The sequence below is a fragment of the Salinimonas lutimaris genome, assembly GCF_005222225.1.
GTDB lineage: Bacteria > Pseudomonadota > Gammaproteobacteria > Enterobacterales > Alteromonadaceae > Alteromonas > Alteromonas lutimaris.
Genome location: NZ_CP036536.1, coordinates 1,014,802 through 1,033,767, shown reverse-complemented (window position 1 = coordinate 1,033,767; position 18,966 = coordinate 1,014,802). Strand labels below are relative to the sequence as shown.

At 48.1% G+C, this 18,966-nt stretch carries 15 protein-coding genes; 11 read left to right on the top strand and 4 right to left on the bottom strand.

Annotation, left to right across the window (positions count from 1 at the left end; genetic code table 11):
* Position 1 precedes the first annotated feature (1 nt).
* The 10 genes from EZV72_RS04375 (at position 2) to ylqF (ending at position 11,988) form a co-directional block, all read left to right on the top strand.
* Positions 2-583 carry a BON domain-containing protein gene (locus EZV72_RS04375; protein ID WP_137166087.1) on the top strand — a complete coding sequence of 194 codons (582 nt, stop codon included), beginning with the start codon at positions 2-4 and terminating at the stop codon, positions 581-583.
* A 108-nt stretch (positions 584-691) separates the two neighbouring features.
* Positions 692-2,113, top strand: a complete 1,422-nt coding sequence (locus EZV72_RS04370) for an MFS transporter (RefSeq protein ID WP_232364506.1) — start codon at positions 692-694, stop codon at positions 2,111-2,113.
* 159 nt (positions 2,114-2,272) lie between these two features.
* Complete coding sequence (locus tag EZV72_RS04365) at positions 2,273-2,941, top strand: hypothetical protein (RefSeq protein ID WP_137166086.1); 669 nt, start codon at positions 2,273-2,275, stop codon at positions 2,939-2,941.
* 451 nt (positions 2,942-3,392) lie between these two features.
* Positions 3,393-4,067: a GntR family transcriptional regulator gene (locus tag EZV72_RS04360; protein WP_232364505.1), complete on the top strand. Its 675-nt coding sequence runs from the start codon at positions 3,393-3,395 to the stop codon at positions 4,065-4,067.
* Between the two features lie 24 nt (positions 4,068-4,091).
* Complete coding sequence (prpB, locus tag EZV72_RS04355; protein ID WP_137166085.1) at positions 4,092-4,982, top strand: methylisocitrate lyase; 891 nt, start codon at positions 4,092-4,094, stop codon at positions 4,980-4,982.
* Positions 4,983-5,031: 49 nt separating this feature from the next.
* Complete coding sequence (gene prpC / locus EZV72_RS04350) at positions 5,032-6,153, top strand: bifunctional 2-methylcitrate synthase/citrate synthase (RefSeq protein ID WP_137166084.1); 1,122 nt, start codon at positions 5,032-5,034, stop codon at positions 6,151-6,153.
* Positions 6,154-6,182: 29 nt separating this feature from the next.
* Positions 6,183-8,777: a Fe/S-dependent 2-methylisocitrate dehydratase AcnD gene (acnD, locus tag EZV72_RS04345; RefSeq protein ID WP_137166083.1), complete on the top strand. Its 2,595-nt coding sequence runs from the start codon at positions 6,183-6,185 to the stop codon at positions 8,775-8,777.
* Positions 8,778-8,912: 135 nt separating this feature from the next.
* The gene (prpF, locus tag EZV72_RS04340; protein ID WP_137166082.1) at positions 8,913-10,091 is read left to right on the top strand and encodes a 2-methylaconitate cis-trans isomerase PrpF; all 1,179 of its coding nucleotides are present in this window, start codon (positions 8,913-8,915) and stop codon (positions 10,089-10,091) included.
* A 130-nt stretch (positions 10,092-10,221) separates the two neighbouring features.
* A complete protein-coding gene (locus EZV72_RS04335; RefSeq protein ID WP_137166081.1) occupies positions 10,222-10,959 on the top strand; it encodes a TrmH family RNA methyltransferase in 738 nt (245 codons plus the stop codon).
* A 27-nt stretch (positions 10,960-10,986) separates the two neighbouring features.
* A complete protein-coding gene (ylqF, locus tag EZV72_RS04330) occupies positions 10,987-11,988 on the top strand; it encodes a ribosome biogenesis GTPase YlqF (RefSeq protein ID WP_137166080.1) in 1,002 nt (333 codons plus the stop codon).
* Positions 11,989-12,000: 12 nt separating this feature from the next.
* Here the strand turns inward: ylqF and EZV72_RS04325 are convergent, their stop codons facing one another.
* Complete coding sequence (locus EZV72_RS04325; protein ID WP_137166079.1) at positions 12,001-12,990, bottom strand: transposase; 990 nt, start codon at positions 12,988-12,990, stop codon at positions 12,001-12,003.
* 246 nt (positions 12,991-13,236) lie between these two features.
* Here EZV72_RS04325 and EZV72_RS04320 point away from each other — a divergent pair, with 246 nt between their 5' ends.
* Complete coding sequence (locus tag EZV72_RS04320) at positions 13,237-14,208, top strand: alpha/beta fold hydrolase (protein WP_137168657.1); 972 nt, start codon at positions 13,237-13,239, stop codon at positions 14,206-14,208.
* On the opposite strand, the gene EZV72_RS04315 is transcribed toward EZV72_RS04320, so the two are convergent.
* Genes EZV72_RS04315 through arcB form a run of 3 tightly spaced genes read right to left on the bottom strand, consistent with a single transcriptional unit; the run spans position 14,197 to position 18,734 of the window.
* On the bottom strand, positions 14,197-15,804 hold the full coding sequence (locus tag EZV72_RS04315) for a PH domain-containing protein (protein ID WP_137166078.1): 1,608 nt from the start codon (positions 15,802-15,804) through the stop codon (positions 14,197-14,199). The two genes, EZV72_RS04320 and EZV72_RS04315, sit on opposite strands and share 12 nt — an antisense overlap.
* Before the next feature lie 6 nt (positions 15,805-15,810).
* Complete coding sequence (locus tag EZV72_RS04310; protein WP_137166077.1) at positions 15,811-16,350, bottom strand: PH domain-containing protein; 540 nt, start codon at positions 16,348-16,350, stop codon at positions 15,811-15,813.
* Between the two features lie 14 nt (positions 16,351-16,364).
* The gene (gene arcB / locus EZV72_RS04305; RefSeq protein WP_137166076.1) at positions 16,365-18,734 is read right to left on the bottom strand and encodes an aerobic respiration two-component sensor histidine kinase ArcB; all 2,370 of its coding nucleotides are present in this window, start codon (positions 18,732-18,734) and stop codon (positions 16,365-16,367) included.
* Between the last annotated feature and the right edge of the window lie 232 nt (positions 18,735-18,966).

Sequence of the window (18,966 nt, the reverse complement as noted above, 5' to 3'; positions counted from 1 at the left end):
AATGTCAAAACGATGGTTTACAGCCTGCTCTTTAGCACTGGTTCTGGCCGCCGGCAGCCTGCAGGGCTGCGCGGTATTTGTGGTTGGTGCCGGTGCCGCCGCGGCTAAAGTGGCGAATGACAGACGGACCGTTGGTACGCAGCTAGACGACCAGAATGCAGAAGGAAAAGTGTCTTTCAGATGGGCTGAAAATGAACGCCTGAAAGACGATGCAAATATTGAAATTGATATCTATAACGGTGTAGCCCTGCTAACCGGTCAGGCGCCTGATCAGCAACTGATAAGCCAGGCTGAGGAGCAGGTCAGACAGGTTGGTTATGTGCGCAAGATTCATAATCAGATTCGGGTAGCCCAGCCAATTGGTGCTTCAGGTCAGGCCTACGATATCTGGCTGGCCAACAAAGTACGCGCTAAGCTGCTGGCCAATGAGGATGTCCCGGCGTTACAGGTGCGGGTGGTAGTGCAGAATTCAGAAGTATTCCTCATGGGCCGGCTGAACAATCAGGAAGCAACTTACGCGGTGGATATTGCCCGAAATATTGACGGTGTTAAGCGTGTAGTCAGAGCCTTTGAGATTATCTGATAAATAGCCATGCCGCTCAAAAACTGATCTAGCCTATGGCCATCTGCCTATAAATCAGGCCAGCAGATGGCCTGGTTATCTCCCCTTCTTAAAAGTTGTTACTGATACATGCCCAGAATTGCTCATAAAACAGCAACCGCACTGCTGGTTGCGGCTGCTTTGTTTATGGAGATTTTAGACTCCACCATCATTACGACTGCGTTACCAGCGATGGCGCAGGACTTTGCTGTACCTGCAGCGCATTTATCTGTGGGCGTCAGCGCCTATCTTGTAGCGGTAACTATTTTTATACCTATCAGTGGCTGGGCTGCCGACCGCTTTGGCGCCCGGCGCATTTTTGCCTTAGCTATTATTGTATTTATTCTTGCTTCTGTGCTTTGCGGTGCCAGTACCACCTTAAATGAATTTACTGCAGCCAGAGTTTTACAGGGGCTCGGCGGTGCAATGATGGTTCCGGTCGGCCGTTTGGTTGTGCTGAGGAACTTACCCAAAGAAGAAATCGTCAAATCCATGGCTATTCTGACCTGGCCGGCGTTGTCTGCGCCATTGATTGGGCCGGTGCTGGGAGGCTGGATTGCTGAGAACTGGCACTGGTCATGGATATTTTATATGAACGTGCCGCTGGGCTTAGTCGCACTTGGTTTTACATTCTGGCTGCTGGACAGTCAAAAAGGTGAACACCAGCAATTTGACGTGAAAGGCTTTTTGTTAAGCGGGACCGGATTCGGATTATTTATGGCTGGCCTGGAGTCTTTTAGTAGCCGACCGGATGATATTACCCTTCCCTCGGTACTGGTTATTGCGGGCTTGCTGGTGCTCATAATTACGGTCAGGCATATGCTCAGCGCGCCGGCTCCCTTATTCTCTCTTGACGCGCTGCGGTTTAAAACATTCAGAACAACCATGCTGGGCGGATCAATAATCCGGATTTCGCTCTCTGCCACGCCATTTTTAATTCCGCTTATGCTCCAGCTTGGTATGGGCTACAGTGCGGTGGAAGCCGGAACAGTACTTTTATGGCTATTTGCCGGAAACCTGCTAATCAAGCCGGCGACTACCTGGATCATGAATCAGTTTGGATTTAAAAATGTGCTGGTTTGCAACACCATACTCATTGCCGCCGGCTTTGTCGCACTGGCCTTCTGCGATAAGAGTACATCTGGCCTGGTGCTGGGCCTGATTCTGTTTTTCAGTGGTATGGCGCGCTCAATGCACCTGACGGTATTAAATACGCTGGGCTTTGCCGACATTCCTCAGTATAAGATGCGTGATGCCAACACGCTCAGCGCAGTGTTAATGCAAATGAACCGGGGATTGGGAATTACCATCGGCGCACTCGCCCTCGCGCTGGCAACCATTTTTCTGGAAGGTAGCAATACCGACCCAAACATTGCCGATTTTCAGTTGACCATGTGGATGATGGCCGCTATCACCATGCTGTCGATTATTGATAGCTTATCTTTGAAGCAAAGTGCAGGTGAAGCCATTCTCAATAAACGAAAAATACGCATGTCATCTGCGCAGAAGTAAGGGGGTGGCGCCGGCAGGCTTTACAAAACGGGTAGCCAACTTTTACAGCCACGGGCATCTTAAAACACGCTAACTTGTTGAAAAATATAGCAGGCACACTGTTTGCAATCTGCTTTATGCGAATAAAATGGATCATTCACATATAGTGAGGTGTAAAGTATGACAAAGCTACGTTTTCAACCAGTTAAGCTTGTAGGTGCCAGCCTGATGGGCTCTGTTTTGTTGTCAGCAGCCGCGCTTGCTGAGACAACCGCAACATCAGCCAGTACGATGGCTACTGATGCAACCTGGATCACCATTCAGGGGGATGTCACGCAGGTAGATTCACATTTTATCACTGTTGATACCGGCGATGGTAGTATGACAGTCGATACCAGCCTGTTGCAGTTAGACCAGCCGGCCTTTGCGCAGATGAAAGATAGCAAGGTGACCGTTACTGCGCAGATGAGTGATGAGTTTATGACAAGTCATCGGCTTTCCGCTACCGGCTTGTATGTGCAGTCACTGGGAACAGCATTTGTCAGCCCGGACGTATCTCCGCAACAGGCTGACGCGATCACTGGTAACGCTGTCGATCGAGAAACCGGCGCAATGACACTGACCGGAACCATCACCGCGATTTCAGAAGATGCCTTCCAGTTTTCTACCGGAAAAAACAGCATTACGGTAGAAACAGATGACCTGGACAATAACCCTCTGGATAAGGAAGGCTATTATCAGCTCAGTCAAGGGGATCGTGTGTCTATTACCACTACCTTTGATGACGATCTTACCGAAGATTTTGAAGTAGAGGCAGATACGCTAACCAGATTAAGCCACGCTGAATAACGCTCCTTCCAGGCCGGCTGATCCCGGCCTGTTTGCAAAGACACCCATGTTATTTATTAGCAAGACACCCACGCTGCTTGTTTCTGAGTTAACCTGTATAGGCCCGACATAACAAAACCGTCACCTCATCACTTTTTGCCAAACCGTTTTTTGATTAGTCAGTAGTAAGACACCCATGTCACTTATCTACCTGACGTCATACCATGATATGAAGGTTAGTTCTTTTCTCATTTTGACTGTCTGCCCGCCGCACAATGATAAAACAATAGCAAGACACCCATGCCATTTCTCTGTGTTTTGCTTATCACTGCCCGCTCATTCAAGGTCGACTTGTTAGCTGTAGAGGAGCAATGTCTGCTCACACATTGTCGACAATTCAAAGATTAAAGATTGACTCAACCGCCTAATAAGCCTAAATTGTCGGCAACAAATTTTTAGGAAACAGCGAACTTTGTCATCACAAATCTCGGTTTTGCCGGTAGAAGCCCCCGTCACCAGCGCTGATAAGACGTTTTTTAAACTACGCACAGATATTGTTGAGGGCGAGATCCTGGCTGGCAGTAAACTCAGCGAAACAGAACTGTCGACAAAATATGAAGTCAGCCGGGCTGTTATTCGTGAAGCGATCAACCGGTTAGCCAGCTGCCATCTGGTAGAGCGAAAAGCCAACGTCGGCGCCCGCGTAGTGACCTTGAGTCAACAGGGGCTTATTCAGTTATACCAGGTCAGAGAAGCGCTGGAGGGTATGGCTGCACGACTGGCTGCATATAACATGGAAGACACTGATATTAAGGCGATGGAACAGTTACTGGATACACACTATAACAAGGTCAAACCGGGCGAGTCTTATTACCAGGAAGCCGGCGATGTCGACTTTCACTACCGGATTGTCGTGGGCAGCAAAAACAGTCACCTGATCAGCGTATTGGTAGAGGGGATCTATCATCTGGTCAGAATGTACAGAGTACAACTGGGGATGGCGGGCCCGCGAGTCACAACGGCTTTTGATGAACACCGGCATATTGTAAAAGCGATTGCTAATCGTGATGGCGAACTGGCCGAAATGCTCATGCGCAGGCACATCCTTTATTCGAAAAACAATATTGAGCGAAAGCTAACTAATTAACCCTATATTGATGAAAGGTATCTTATGCACTCGTTAAGCCCTGGCAAAAAATTCAGAATGGCACTCAAAGCCAGTCAGCCACTTCAGATTGTCGGCACTATCAACGCCTATTCAGCCATGATGGCTCAGCAGATTGGTCATCAGGCCATTTATTTATCCGGCGGCGGTGTGGCCAACGCATCTTATGGTTTACCCGACCTTGGGATGACATCGTTAAACGATGTGCTGACTGATGTTCAGCGTATCACCAGTGCCTGCGACCTGCCATTACTGGTGGATATTGATACTGGCTGGGGCGGCGCATTTAATATCGCTAAAACAGTAAAAGATATGGAAAAAGCCGGAGCAGCAGCTGTTCATATGGAAGACCAGGTAGCCCAGAAGCGCTGTGGTCACCGGCCCAATAAAGAAATCGTGTCGACAGCAGAGATGGTCGACAGAATTAAATCAGCTGTGGATGCCCGCAACGATCCCGACTTTTTTATCATGGCGCGAACGGATGCATTTGCTCAGGAAGGCCTTGAAGCTGCTATTGCCCGGGCGCAAGCCTATGTAGAAGCTGGCGCGGATGGCATTTTTGCTGAAGCAATTCAGACTGAATCGCACTATAAAGCATTCTGCGATGCTTTAAATGTACCGGTACTGGCTAATATTACCGAATTTGGCAAGACTGAATTATGGAACAAAGCTCAACTGGCGGACTGGGGAGTCGCGATGGTGCTCTATCCACTCAGTGCTTTCAGGGCCATGAGTAAGGCGGCTGAACTGGTATATCAGAGCATTCTGGAAAATGGCGATCAGAAAGCGGTAGTCGATAACATGCAAACCCGCATGGAGCTTTATGATTATCTGGGTTATCACGACTATGAAAAGAAGCTTGATGAGCTATTCGCCCAGGCCAAAAACAAACAATAACCAAAATAATATTAACCTTTGTATTCTACATTTTAAACGGGAGAACCTCATGGCAAAAGCACTTAGCGGCGCAGGTTTGCGTGGACAGGTAGCAGGAAAAACAGCATTATCAACCGTTGGACAGTCTGGCTCCGGGCTGACCTATCGAGGGTACGATGTCAAAGACCTGGCGGAACAGTGCCAGTTTGAAGAAGTCGCATACCTGATTTTACAGGGCAAGCTACCCAACCGCGATGAACTATCCGAATATAAGAACAAGCTAAAGTCAATGCGGGCTTTACCAGACGCGCTAAAAGAGGTGCTCGAGCGAATCCCTAAAGACGCTCATCCAATGGACGTGCTCCGAACGGGGTGCTCGATGCTGGGAAATCTGGAAGGCGAGTCTTCCTTTGATGAGCAGCAGCAGGTTACTGAGCGCATGCTGGCCTGCTTTGCCAGTATCATCTGTTACTGGTATCGATTCAGTCATGATGGTGTGCGGATAGAAACAGAAACCCACGACGATTCTATCGGTGGCCACTTCCTACATATGTTGCATGATGAGCAGCCAAAAGAACTGCATGAAAAAGTCATGCATGTTTCGTTAATTTTGTACGCTGAACACGAGTTTAATGCTTCTACATTTACGGCGCGTGTGTGTGCCTCCACCCTGTCTGACATGCATTCGTGCATCACGGGCGCTATCGGCTCCTTACGCGGCCCGCTTCACGGTGGAGCAAATGAAGCGGCAATGGAGATGATTGAAGGATTTACCTCTGCCGACCATGCAGAACAGGAAATGCTCGGTAAGCTTGAGCGTAAGGAAAAAATCATGGGCTTCGGCCATGCCATTTACTCCACCAGCGATCCGCGCAATGAAATTATCAAGCAATGGTCGAAAAAGCTCGCTCAGGACGTGGGAGATTCCGTGCTCTATTCGGTGTCCGAGCGTTGTGAAGAGGTTATGTGGCGCGAGAAAAAGCTATTTTGTAACGCCGATTTTTTCCATGCCTCAGCGTACAATTTTATGGGCATCCCCACCAAATTGTTTACTCCGATTTTTGTTATGTCTCGTCTGACCGGCTGGGCAGCTCACGTGATGGAACAGCGTGCTGACAACAGAATTATTCGTCCGTCGGCAGAATATACTGGTGAGGCTCTGCGGGCCGTTCCACCGATTGACCAGAGATAGGCCGGTACAGGCATAACAGTGGAGGTGCTATGAATAACGATTACAAAAAAATGCTGCCCGGTAGTGAGCTGGCGTTTTATGATGCCCGTGCAGCTATTGAGGCGATTGCCCCTGACAGCTATGACACTCTGCCCTATACCTCTCGGGTTCTGGCTGAGAATCTCGTGCGAAAATGTCCTGCTGAAATACTGACCCAGTCACTCGAGCAGATTGTGTATCGTAAGCGCGAGCATGACTTTCCGTGGTTTCCTGCCCGTGTGGTTTGTCACGACATTCTGGGGCAAACCGCGCTGGTAGATCTGGCTGGCCTGCGCGATGCCATCGCGGCGAAAGGAGGCGATCCGTCGAAGGTCAATCCGGTGGTTCCCACACAGCTTATAGTAGATCATTCTCTGGCAGTGGAACACGCCGGCTTTGAGCCTGATGCTTTTGAAAAAAATCGCGTCATTGAAGATCGTCGCAACGATGATCGATTTCATTTCATTAACTGGACCAAGACCGCGTTTAAAAATGTAGATGTCATCGGCCCGGGTAACGGCATCATGCATCAGATAAACCTGGAACGTATGTCGCCGGTTGTCCATGCCAAAGACGGTATTGCTTTTCCAGATACGCTAGTCGGTACCGACAGTCATACGCCACACGTTGATGCCCTGGGGGTAATCGCGGTTGGCGTGGGTGGTCTTGAAGCTGAGAGCGTTATGCTGGGCAGAGCCTCTTACATGCGCCTGCCTGACATTGTGGGTGTCAGATTAACTGGCAAACCGGCTGCCGGTGTTACGGCAACCGATATCGTGCTGTGTCTGACCGAGTTTTTAAGAAAAGAGCGGGTTGTTTCTGCCTACCTGGAATTTTTTGGTGAAGGAGCATCGCACCTTACATTGGGCGATCGTGCCACCATCTCTAATATGACTCCCGAGTACGGGGCTACGGCCGCCATGTTTTATATCGATGAGCAGACCATCGACTATCTTAAACTGACAGGCCGGGATGCCAAGCAGGTGGAACTGGTGGAAAACTACGCCAGACATACCGGCCTGTGGGCTGATTCACTAAACAATGTGCAGTATGAGCGTGTGCTCGAGTTTGATTTGAGCAGCGTAGAGCGGACCATGGCCGGACCATCCAATCCGCACGCCCGCTTACCCACCAATCAACTTGCGCAGCACGGGCTACTGGGTAACACATCACATAATGACGACCAGATGCCGGATGGCGCTATCATTATTGCGGCCATTACCAGTTGCACAAATACCAGTAATCCACGCAATGTGATTTCTGCCGCTTTACTTGCCAAAAAAGCCAATGAACTGGGCTTGGTCAGAAAGCCATGGGTAAAGACCTCACTGGCACCAGGCTCGAAGGCCGTGAAACTGTATCTGGAAGAGGCCAACCTGCTACCCGAACTGGAAAAGCTGGGCTTCGGAATAGTCGCATTTGCCTGTACAACCTGTAACGGAATGAGCGGCGCGCTGGACCCGGCTATCCAAAAAGAACTGGAAGAGCGCGACCTTTATTCGGTAGCGGTATTGTCTGGCAACCGCAACTTTGACGGACGTATTCATCCTTTTGCTAAGCAGGCATTTTTAGCCTCACCGGCTCTGGTCGTAGCCTATGCTATCGCCGGTACAATCCGGTTTGATATAGAAAAAGACACGCTGGGTTATGACAGCGACGGCCAGCCTGTGACGCTGAAAGATTTATGGCCCAGCGATGAGGAAATTGATGAAATTGTCGCCAACTTTGTCAAACCAGAACATTTCACCAAAGTTTATGAACCTATGTTCGACTTGTCAGTGGACTACGGAGAGCATATTAATCCGCTGTATGACTGGCGTGATATGAGCACGTATATTCGCCGTCCTCCCTACTGGGAAGGCGCTCTGGCGGCCGAACGCACTATGCAGGGAATGCGACCGCTGGCCATTCTGCCTGACAATATCACCACCGATCATCTGTCTCCGTCTAACGCAATTATGGCCACCAGCGCCGCAGGTGAATACCTGAGTAGCATGGGCGTACCGGAAGAGGATTACAACTCGTATGCCACCCACCGGGGGGATCACCTCACCGCTCAGCGAGCCACTTTAGCAAACCCTAAGATTTTCAATGAAATGGTCAAAGAAGACGGGGAAGTTAAGCAAGGCTCACTGGCACGCCTGGAGCCGGAAGGTAAAGTAATGCGTATGTGGGATGCGATTGAAACCTATATGAAGCGCAAACAACCACTGATTATTGTGGCTGGCGCGGACTACGGACAGGGCTCCTCCCGTGACTGGGCGGCCAAGGGCGTCAGACTGGCTGGTGTTGAGGTTATTGTGGCAGAAGGGTTTGAGCGGATACACCGGACCAATCTTATTGGGATGGGTGTCTTACCATTGGAATTCAAACCCGGTACGACCCGAATCACCCTGAAGCTCGATGGCACTGAAACCTACGATGTGGAAGGCACGCCCTCGCCCGGCGCTGAACTTGTGTTAAAAGTATGCAGAAAAGACGGGAAACAAGAGCACGTGCCGGTCACCTGTCGACTCGATACATTTGAGGAAGTGTCTATCTATAGTGCAGGTGGTGTATTGCAGCGCTTTGCCCAGGACTTTCTGGAAGCCGAGGCGGCCCAGTAGCCTCGACATATGAATCCCAATAACAAGACACCCACCCTGTCTGATTGATATAACCAGACACCCACTCATTTATTGAATAAATGAATGGGTGTCTTCTTAAGCAGCATCAGGGAACTGTCGTACCAGGACATAATTATGCAACACCCTCCACAACTTCGCATCGCTGCCACCTATATGCGGGGCGGCACCAGTAAAGGGGTCTTTTTTCGGTTGCAGGATTTACCCGAAGCCGTGCAGCAACCGGGCCCGCAACGTGATGCTTTCTTTCTTCGGGTTATTGGCAGCCCAGACCCTTACGAAAAACACACCGATGGCATGGGCGGCGCCACATCGAGCACCAGCAAAATTGTGGTCGTGTCGACCAGTAACAGAAAAGATTATGATGTCGATTATCTGTTTGGCCAGGTCAGTATTGATAAACCCTTTATAGACTGGAGCGGAAACTGTGGAAATCTGACCGCAGCAGTAGGCGCATTCGCCATTGAAAGTGGACTGGTCAATAGACAGAAGATTCCAGAAAACGGCACAGCCACGATTAATATCTGGCAGACAAATATACAAAAAGCCATTGTGGCGCATGTTCCCATTATCCATCATAAGGTTCAGGAAACCGGTGACTTTGAGCTTGATGGTGTGACCTTTCCAGCGGCTGAAATAAAAATTGAGTTTATGGATCCAGCAGACAGCACACAGGCGCTATTTCCTACCGGCAACCCAAAAGATACACTTACGGTTCCGGATATAGGCTCTTTTGACGTCACGATGATCACGGCCGGTATTCCAACTGTTTTCTTACGCGCAAGAGATATCGGATATACAGGAACAGAACTTCAGGACGCGATAAACACGAATCCAGATGCACTGGCAACATTTGAAACTATCCGGGCTCATGCCGCGCTTAAAATGGGCCTGATATCGGATATTGGCGAAGCAGCGGGACGTCAGCACACTCCTAAAATTGCTTTTGTGGCGCCCGCTGCGGCATACGTCTCATCCAGTAAAAAGCAGATTGAGCAGCACGATATTGATTTACTTGTTCGTGCTTTATCCATGGGTAAACTTCATCACGCCATGATGGGAACGGCTGCGGTTGCCATCGGCACTGCCGCGGCGATTGAAGGGACCTTACTATATGAAGCAGCAGGTGCTGTTCCCAGAGAAACCGTCACTTTCGGGCATCCCTCCGGAACCCTCACAGTCGGTGCTAAAGCCTCTCTGGCAGCGACAGGCTGGCAGGTCGATAAAGCGATTATGAGTCGTAGCGCCAGAGTATTAATGGAGGGCTACATTCGAGTGCCTTTCATCGATAAATAGCTTGTTCAGGCAGGTTCATTGGTTCTCCTGCCTTCCTTCACCTGTCAAAAAGTTTGTTCCGGTGTTTGTAAATAGGTAAGATCAGCGCGACTTTCACCATACCGCATCGCTGATTTTTAAAGGCCTATTCATGAAGTTTGATGATGTAAAAAAGCTGCATCAAAAGAAATACCGTACACAATCAGGGTATTACCTCGTTGAAGGTGAGCACCTGGTGCTTGAGCTTTGTAAGGTCATTGACGAACAATCGGCCCGGGGCATAACTCTGTTTGTCACCGATGAACATACGCAATGGGTAGCATCGCTGCCATTTGCTTTTTCAGTAAAACAAATCAATAGCCGGCAGATGAGCCAGCTCAGTGACACCACGTCGCCACAGGGCATTGTTGCCTGCGTACCTATTAATTTACCCATCTCGCAAGCCTTTGCCCAAACGACAAACTATATTTATTTGCATGAGGTGCAAGACCCAGGAAATCTGGGCACTATTTTGCGCTCTCTGGCGTGGTTTGGCGCGTTCAAACTGTTACTAAGCCCTAACAGTGTTGACCCGTATAATTCAAAGGTAGTCAGGGCCAGTATGGGAGCCATCTTTCATGTTGATGTTGAAACGGATGTCCCTTTAGATACCCTGGCGCAGAGATTTTCCCGGTTTGCTTATCTGGATATGAATGGAGCATCTATCAGTCAGCCTGCATTTTCAAATTATGATTGCTATCTGTTTGGTAATGAGGCACGAGGCGTTCCCACCAGGGCGCTTGAAACTATGCAAGCTGATCCATTTACTATCAACGGTAGTGGTAAGATTGACTCTTTAAATCTGGCCAGTGCGGTGAACATCTGTGTCTACCAGCTTTCTGTCAGTTAAACTCATTTAGTATTAAGGAACATTAGCGTGGCATTACACTGGTTTCCAGGCCATATGCACAAGGCACTTAAAGAAATAAAAGAATCTTTAAGTCAGGTCGATATTCTTATTGAAGTATTGGATGCCCGTATCCCCTACTCCAGTGAAAATCCTGAAATAGCAAAAATTCGCGGCGATAAGCCCTGCATCAAAATTCTTAATAAATATGATTTGGCTGATCCTGACATAACAGCCCGCTGGCAGGAGTATCTGGAATCCGAGCGTGGAGTGAAAACCCTGACTACGTCAAGTGACAACCCAGGCAACAGCAAGCAACTCGTCGATCTGATTCGCTCGATTTGCGGATACAAAGACACCCAGGTTAAATCCATCAATGCCATGATCACCGGCATTCCCAATGTTGGCAAATCAACACTGATTAACATTCTGGCAGACCGCATTATTGCCAAAACCGGTAATGAGCCGGCTGTAACCAAAGGGCAGCAGCGTATTAACCTGGGTAGCGGTGTGGTGTTATACGATACCCCCGGCGTACTGTGGCCCAAGGTCGAAAACCCGCATTCGATTTATCGTCTGGCATCCTCAGGGGCGGTAAAAAATACCGCGATGGAGTATGATGATGTTGGCTTTTTTGCTGCCGACTATCTGATTAAAGCGTACCCTGAAGTATTAAAAGAGCGGTTTAAGCTGGACGAGGAAGTACCAGATACCGAGCTGGAGTTTCTGGAGCTTGCGGCCAAAAAGCGTGGTGCGATTATGGCAGGCGGCCGGGTAAACCTGCATAAAATATGTGAAATACTATTAAAAGAATTACAGTCTGGGAAACTAGGGAGAATCTCGCTGGAAACGCCGGAAATGGTGAGCAATGAGAAGCAGGAAATGGCCGAGGCTGCCGCTAAAAAGGCAGCTGATAAAGCGAAGCGAAAACAAAAATTTAAAGATGGTTCGTTAACACCAGATAAGCGCGACAGAAAAGAAAAGCGCAATGAAAAGCGTGAAGCTCAAAGCCGTCGGATGAAAAAGCGCTGAAATACGTGCTAATCAGGCTGTAGCCGGGTTAAATATTTGCCTGGCTATGCTGCGCGACCTTACCTTTTGTTTGCGCTGCGCCTTACAAAAACCTTCCAGTTCAGCTTCTGCACCTACCGCGCCGTTAAACAACTCTTCAAAACGTGAAGTTAAAAGCTGCCAGCACTGTGGCTTTATACCAAGATGACTAACTGTCTCTGGCACGGATAATTTGGCAACAGATGCACTCGCCAGTGTATTTGCTTCTAATAAACTGATGAGCTGTTGGTAATCAGAGAATCGACAGGGAATGGTGTTTGCCCTATCACGACCCCGTTCAAAAAATGGCATGAGCAATGTGGTTGCTCTGCAAAGCTTGAAACAGCCGGCACGTCGTGAAAAACCCGTATATTTAGCCTGTTTGGCGTAGCGAACCATTTTTGCCCTTAGCGGGTTTAAGTCAATATAGGCCATACAGGCAATAAGCGCAGCGTCACTTAGTAAAGGCTGGCATTTAAATCGTCCTTCCCAGAAGCGCCCCGTGCATTTATCCTCTTTGTTTGCCTTGCGCGCAATATATTCATTGAGAGACCGCATAAACCAGCTTATATCTGCCAGACGAGCCCGCCATACAGCGGCAATGTGTTCAACAGTTTGCTTCTGGGCCTGGCTCATTTGCTCCCGCTGTTGATGATTACAGTATCGTCTGGTTAATAACGTACCTTTAAACAAGCGATGCCAACGTGAAATCACTTCGTCAATTCCCCACGCCGATGGTCTATGCGCTTCTATTTTTACTGCAAGATGAAAATGGTTACTCATAATGGCATAGGTCATCACCCGGATTGAAAAAACCTCAGATAAAAGTAACAGTCGCCTTTCAACCCAGCCGCGTCGATGTTCATAGACTTTCCCAACGGCTGTATCTTTTCCGCATAAATGCGCACGCCGAACACAGCGTGACATGCAGTGGTAATACGGCGTCTGGGTTAAATTGATAAAAGCATGGCGGGCGGCTGGCATAACAAACACCTGATAACAAAAGATAACTGTCAGGGTAGGCAACTTTTTAATGTTATCAAACTGGCCTACAGGCGGGTTTTGCTGCAATTTTGCAGCACCATCGCTTCAACTCAAAATAGCGTGGGTGTCTGATTATTAAATATTAAAGGCAAGATGATTACCCTTCATTAAAGTTTCACGCTTTTGTCATACCGTTTAGTGAAACAAGCGGGCATATCAGGTCGAATAGCGGTGCAGACAAAAGCAATGACTACCGATGCAGGAATAACGCTGCATTATCAGGATGAGGGTAATCCATCATCGCCTGCTATTATTTTAATTATGGGCCTGGGTGCTCAACTTACCGTATGGCCGGATGCGCTGTACTATGGTTTAGTAAAAAAAGATTTTCGAGTCATCCGGTTTGACAATCGCGATACCGGGCTGTCTTCCCAGCTTGATGATTTAGGCAACCCGAGCCTGTTAAAAGCGTGGCTGAGCAAAAAGCTTTCTATCCGTTCATCAGTTCCTTACAAACTTGAAGATATGGCAGACGATGTATTAGCACTAATGGCTTTTTTGAAAATAAAAAAAGCCCATTTGGTTGGCGCATCGATGGGAGGCATGATTGCACAGATTATTGCAGCGAAGAAAAAAAAGAAAATACTGAGCCTGACATCTATTATGTCGAGTACAGGCTTGGTTTCTCATAATAAAGATAGCCTGAAGGTGCTTCTTAGCCTTGCCCGAAGACCCGGTAGGGACAATCGCGAAGCTGCAATCCGTTACAATGTTAAGCTCAATCGTCTGATTGGTGGCCCGGCTTATCCCATTGAGGAACAATTGCTATATGAGCAGGCAATTAACACCATTGACCGGGCTTATAATCCGGCCGGCTTTAAACGTCAGTTAGTGGCCATCACTGTCAGTGGCGACCGGCATAGGATGTTAAAAAAAATCAAAGCCCCCACCCTGGTTATTCATGGTAGCCACGACCCTGTTATTCCTGTATCTGCGGGCATGGACACCGCCAAACAAATACGTAAATCCAAGTTAAAGGTAATAGAAGGCATGGGGCATAATTTTCCGCCGGTACTGATGGAAAAGATGACTCACTGGATTGCCAAACATGTTAAAAAAGCAGAAAAAAAGCGTGTAGAGAAAAAACGGGCTAAAGCACGCGGTAAACCTAAACTCAGCGGCCAGACCACCCAAAAGAAGATCCGATCACATCCATGACCGAGCATCAGATTCACACTTGAAAAGCGCATAGTCCATGATGTACTGCGCATGGCGATGTTCCATAAATGGAATATGGGCGGCACCACTGGCAAGAATGATTTTTAAGTGAACCAGTCCTTTTCGGCGCATCATGACGCTTTGCTGCATTGCCACCTGCTGTAATTTAAACAAAGGAATAGTGTGGTAGGTTTTTCCTATTAACCCCTTGCGAATGTAAAGGTACTCTTGGTCAAGCGCATATCCCCATCGCAAAAAGCGCATCAGTATAAGAATGGCACACAGGGCAATACCGACGACAAAACTTGCCGTAGGAAAGCTTTGCAGCTTGACGTTTAGCAAGACACCCACAACAATTGCTAACGGAAATAACCTGATCAGCAAGTGGTGAAACAAAAATGCGGTATGGATTTTCCAAAAAGATGCATAAAGAGAGTGAGCATGGCTTAAGACATCCGTCGTCAGACTGGCAGCTTGTTCTAATGTAACAGATGGGATCAGGAGTCTGGCTGCACTACCTTCGTTATTATCCCGCTGACCATTTCTGTTTTGCTCAAAACTCACATTCGCTCTTTTTACCAAAACATCCAGAGCACTTTGCCTGATGGTTATGCGCTGCACACGGCTTCGTTGAATGCTCACTTCCTGTTGAGAAAGTAAGCCACTGCGCCGGATATACCGCCCTCCTTCACGGGTTAGCGTAAAGCCGTAATAGGTAAGTATGGCTCCGCACACAGAAAACAGCATCAGAAGGGCAATAATAAAACTTGCGCCGGTAAGTACCAGTGCCGCCCATTGCCACCAGGGCAACGACATATTCTGTATCAGCTGTTCAGGCTCTATGCCATGTTGTGACAACCAGTTGACTCCCCACTGGCTAAGGTCATCTAAAAATGGCGTTAGTACACCCAACAAAATCCAAATTCTGTTGTTTGTCATGCCGTGCAGTACGAGGTCAGACAGAGTACGTGAATTTAAGACGTCTGCGGTATTGGCAATGTGGGGCTCTGGGCTAGTGTTGGCGTGCGTGTTTTGGTCTTGGTCTTGGTCTTGGTCTTGGTTTGAGTATATGTTGCGATGGGTGTCTTTGTCCGTCGAACGCGAATCAGACACTTCGCTATGCTGCGCTTTAACAGCAGATACCGTATCACGCAGCGCTATCGCAGATGCCTGCGGTATGGCAACTATGGTAGCTTCTTCCGTGGCTGAACCTGCGGTATCTATAATAAGAACAGCGTAAGTCGATAATCGGTAATACCAGGGCCGCTCTATTTTTATATTTTGAATTCGCCAGAACGGCAGATTGATATGCGTTTTTGCAACGACTCCGCTTTGAATTTCAATTTGCTCTTCATAAACCCTGTATCGGAAAAACCAGAAACGCAAAAAAGCGGTAGTCAATGTGCTGATTATCAGCAGGGCTATACCTGCCATCAGCCAGGTATTATTAAACAAATCAGAAACAGACACGCTAACAGCCAGTGCGGGAATGGCATAAATCATCCCCTGGGCAAGCTCTTTGAGTTGTCGTACAAAGAAATAGATAAGTGCCCATGGTGCAAGTCGTGCCCAGCGTGCCGGCCTCGAATCTTTCATAAATAATTATTTCGCATCAAGTGCACTGTGATGAACAATAAAATGTCTTAGTTTCTGAGCAACGTCTCGTTCAAGCCCGGGGATTTCAAATGTATGTCCCGCGCCACCGGCAGAGTAAACTTTCAAACTCGCTAGTCCCGCCCATCGCTGTAACAGACCACGCGAGAGTTCAACATGCTGGATTCGCAATATCGGTTGGCATAGTAATGTGCTAAAAAATAAACCCTGCTCCAACACCAGGTCATTCTCTCGCAGCGCAAAGCGCACCTTGGAATCTGCAATCAGATGATAAACAAAGCGCGCGCCACCTACGCCCCCAGTCAGAATCATCAAAAGCGGAAGTAGCACACGGACATCTTCAGGTAACCTGACAATGGGTTGATAAAGAAGCAGCCCCAACATAAGCAGTATGGCTACAGTGACGCTGCTACATACACACAGGTTAAGCATCCGGTAGCGCGCTGAAACAGGCTCCAGTGCAATATTTTGAATAGCCGGCAAAGAGGCTGTTTCTATCTGATTATTTGAAAAAAAAGAGTCAGCCACTGTGACGACACCTGTTAATCATCAATCATCTGCTCGTTAAGCCACTCATGAAGTGCTTTCATGTCATGCTCCACCGCCATTTGCAGCTCTTCTACCCAGTCATGCACATTTTGCCACCAGGCAGGATGGTCTCCTTGCTGAATCTGGTTGGCAATGCGCTGGACCCGGGACAGACCAACTGAGCCTGCCGCGCCTTTTATTTTATGTGCCTGCGAGCATACTTCCGACTTTTCATCTGCACTAAGACTTAACTGCAGTATTTCCATATATTCGGGCATTTTATCCTGGAATACTTTCACACTGGCCCGCACCATATCCTCCCCAATGGTATCAACCAGCATCTGAAGCAGATCCATATCCAGAATATTGTTCAGTGATTTACTGCTATCCTGCTTTGACTTTCTTGGCTGGCTTACAGGCGCGGTGAGCTCAGCGGGGGCAGCTGGCTCAACAAACAGATCGTTAAATACCTGAACAACCCGGCTTTTCTTAATCGGCTTGGCGATGATATCGTCCATTCCATTTTGCAGGTACTCTTCGCGCTTTTTAATGACATTAGCGGTAAGGGCAACAATAGGCGTCTGCATCACAAGGTCTTCTTCGCGAATCACGTTAGCCACATCAAAACCGGTCATATCAGGCAGTTGGATATCAAGTAAAATCAGGTCATACTGTGTTTGTCTGATTTTGTCTATCGCCTCTTGCCCGGTCATAGCCACATCCACATGCTGGCCAAGCTTTTCCAACAGCGCCTTGGCAACCATCACGTTAAGCTCAATATCCTCAACCAGCAGAATATTTAAGTCGGTAACCAGTAACTTCGAAGCCTGCATCTGACGCTCAGTGACCTGCAGCGGCAATTCGATTTCAAAGCGGGTGCCATTGTTAACTTCACTGGACACACGGATATCGCCACTCATTAAATCGACCATTTGCTTACAAATTGCCAGACCAATTCCAGTACCGGTCGCAGACTGATGATCAGGGTGATCAACCTGATAATACATCGCAAAAATTTTCTCTATTTCAGAATCAGGGATCCCGACTCCGGTATCCTCCACCACAAAGGTTACTACACTGGTCTCATTGGCCGGCGGGGTAGCTGATATGGACAATCGTACCTCACCTTTTTGGGTAAACTTGACCGCGTTAAACAGCAGGTTCCACAAAATCTGTCGTAAACGGGTGCCGTCCACTTCCACCAATTGCGGAAGCGGGTCAATGATGTTGGTTTTCAGCTCCAGCCCCTTATCTGAAGCCAGTAGTCGGATAATACTGGACAATTCCTCGGTGAAATCGCGTAAAGAAACGGTTTTCAGACTAAGTTCCAGCTTATCCCGGTCAAGTTTATCCAGATCAATAATATCGTTAAAAATGTTTCCCAGGGTAATCGCACTGGCATAAATAGTACTGACCCAGTTAAATTGTTCTTCTGACAGTTCGGTATCTCGTAACATACGACTTAGCCCCACAATTCCATTGAGCGGGGTTCGCAGTTCGTGTGAGATGGTTGCAATAAAGCGGGTTTTGTCGGTGCTAGCTTTTTCAGCCGCGCTTTCAGCCTGTTTTCTTTCCGTCATATCACGGCCAAATGCCAGCAGACCTAATCGATTACCTGCGTTATCAAAAAACGGTACCCGTTTCATTTCAAAGTAACGCCGGCGTCCATCTGCAAAGCGTAGCCACAGGTCTTCTGTCATACTGGCGTTGGTTTCCAGAACCTCCCGATCACTGGCAAGAATTTGCGCGGCAATTTCTTCTTCAAATACATCGTGCAGCGTCAGGCCAAGCAACTCTTCTTCGGTTTTTCCCGTCAATAGTTCTGCAATCCGGTTACAGCCGGCAAACCGCCCTTCTTCATTTCGGTAATAAATTAAATCCGGTGATGCATCAATGATAGAGCGAAGTAAGGTCGATAATCTGCGTGCCTGACCTTCCGAACTGGATTTGTCTTCAATTTCTTTTTCTAGCTCTTTGAACACCGCTTCGCGTTCTTCCTGAGCCCGCTTGCGCTGTTCTATTTCATGATTAAGCTGACGAATATTACTTTGCAGCTCGCGGTTAAGAAAAACATCTTCCTCACGCAAGCGCTCCAGCTGGCTAACAACATCTTTCAGATTGGTTCTGGAGTTCTCGAGCTGTTTGACCAACTCACTGAAAAAGTACAATACCCAGGGCGCCGACAGCAACGTGATGATGACTGCAATGATAAAATCATCCGGCTGTACCGTGCGGCCAAGGCTTAGCCTGACCACATAAGAGCCCCCTAGCGTGAACACCAGTGTGATGAGTACAAACAGAATGCTGAGCTTGAAGGTGCCAAAGCGCTTTACAAATTGAGCGATCTTTATCGCCCAGGAATCGTTAGGTGAGTCCTGATGCATAATACTTCATTAACAAACAAAATTGTCGTTATCCTAGCAGGTCTGCCGGGTTGGGCAAATAATACTGAGGATTCAGTCTGCTTAATTCACAGATTGGACGCCAAGTTTATGTCCTGTCCATAGATATACACCGTCTAGCTGCTTACTCTGAATCATAAAATCCCCCGATGAAATGGAGTAACGATCACTGCAACCTACTACAGGTAGCTTCAGGCTTCATTTATGCTGTTTC

Excerpts from the sequence above, each read along its gene's own strand:
- prpC (WP_137166084.1), top strand. The coding sequence starts at position 5,032 with ATGGCAAAAGCACTTAGCGGCGCAGGTTTGCGTGGACAGGTAGCAGGA.
- prpB (WP_137166085.1), top strand. The coding sequence starts at position 4,092 with ATGCACTCGTTAAGCCCTGGCAAAAAATTCAGAATGGCACTCAAAGCC.
- EZV72_RS04335 (WP_137166081.1), top strand. The coding sequence starts at position 10,222 with ATGAAGTTTGATGATGTAAAAAAGCTGCATCAAAAGAAATACCGTACA.
- EZV72_RS04375 (WP_137166087.1), top strand. The coding sequence starts at position 2 with ATGTCAAAACGATGGTTTACAGCCTGCTCTTTAGCACTGGTTCTGGCC.
- EZV72_RS04315 (WP_137166078.1), bottom strand. The coding sequence starts at position 15,804 with ATGAAAGATTCGAGGCCGGCACGCTGGGCACGACTTGCACCATGGGCA.
- EZV72_RS04365 (WP_137166086.1), top strand. The coding sequence starts at position 2,273 with ATGACAAAGCTACGTTTTCAACCAGTTAAGCTTGTAGGTGCCAGCCTG.
- arcB (WP_137166076.1), bottom strand. The coding sequence starts at position 18,734 with ATGCATCAGGACTCACCTAACGATTCCTGGGCGATAAAGATCGCTCAA.
- EZV72_RS04370 (WP_232364506.1), top strand. The coding sequence starts at position 692 with ATGCCCAGAATTGCTCATAAAACAGCAACCGCACTGCTGGTTGCGGCT.
- EZV72_RS04320 (WP_137168657.1), top strand. The coding sequence starts at position 13,237 with ATGACTACCGATGCAGGAATAACGCTGCATTATCAGGATGAGGGTAAT.
- EZV72_RS04325 (WP_137166079.1), bottom strand. The coding sequence starts at position 12,990 with ATGCCAGCCGCCCGCCATGCTTTTATCAATTTAACCCAGACGCCGTAT.
- acnD (WP_137166083.1), top strand. The coding sequence starts at position 6,183 with ATGAATAACGATTACAAAAAAATGCTGCCCGGTAGTGAGCTGGCGTTT.
- prpF (WP_137166082.1), top strand. The coding sequence starts at position 8,913 with ATGCAACACCCTCCACAACTTCGCATCGCTGCCACCTATATGCGGGGC.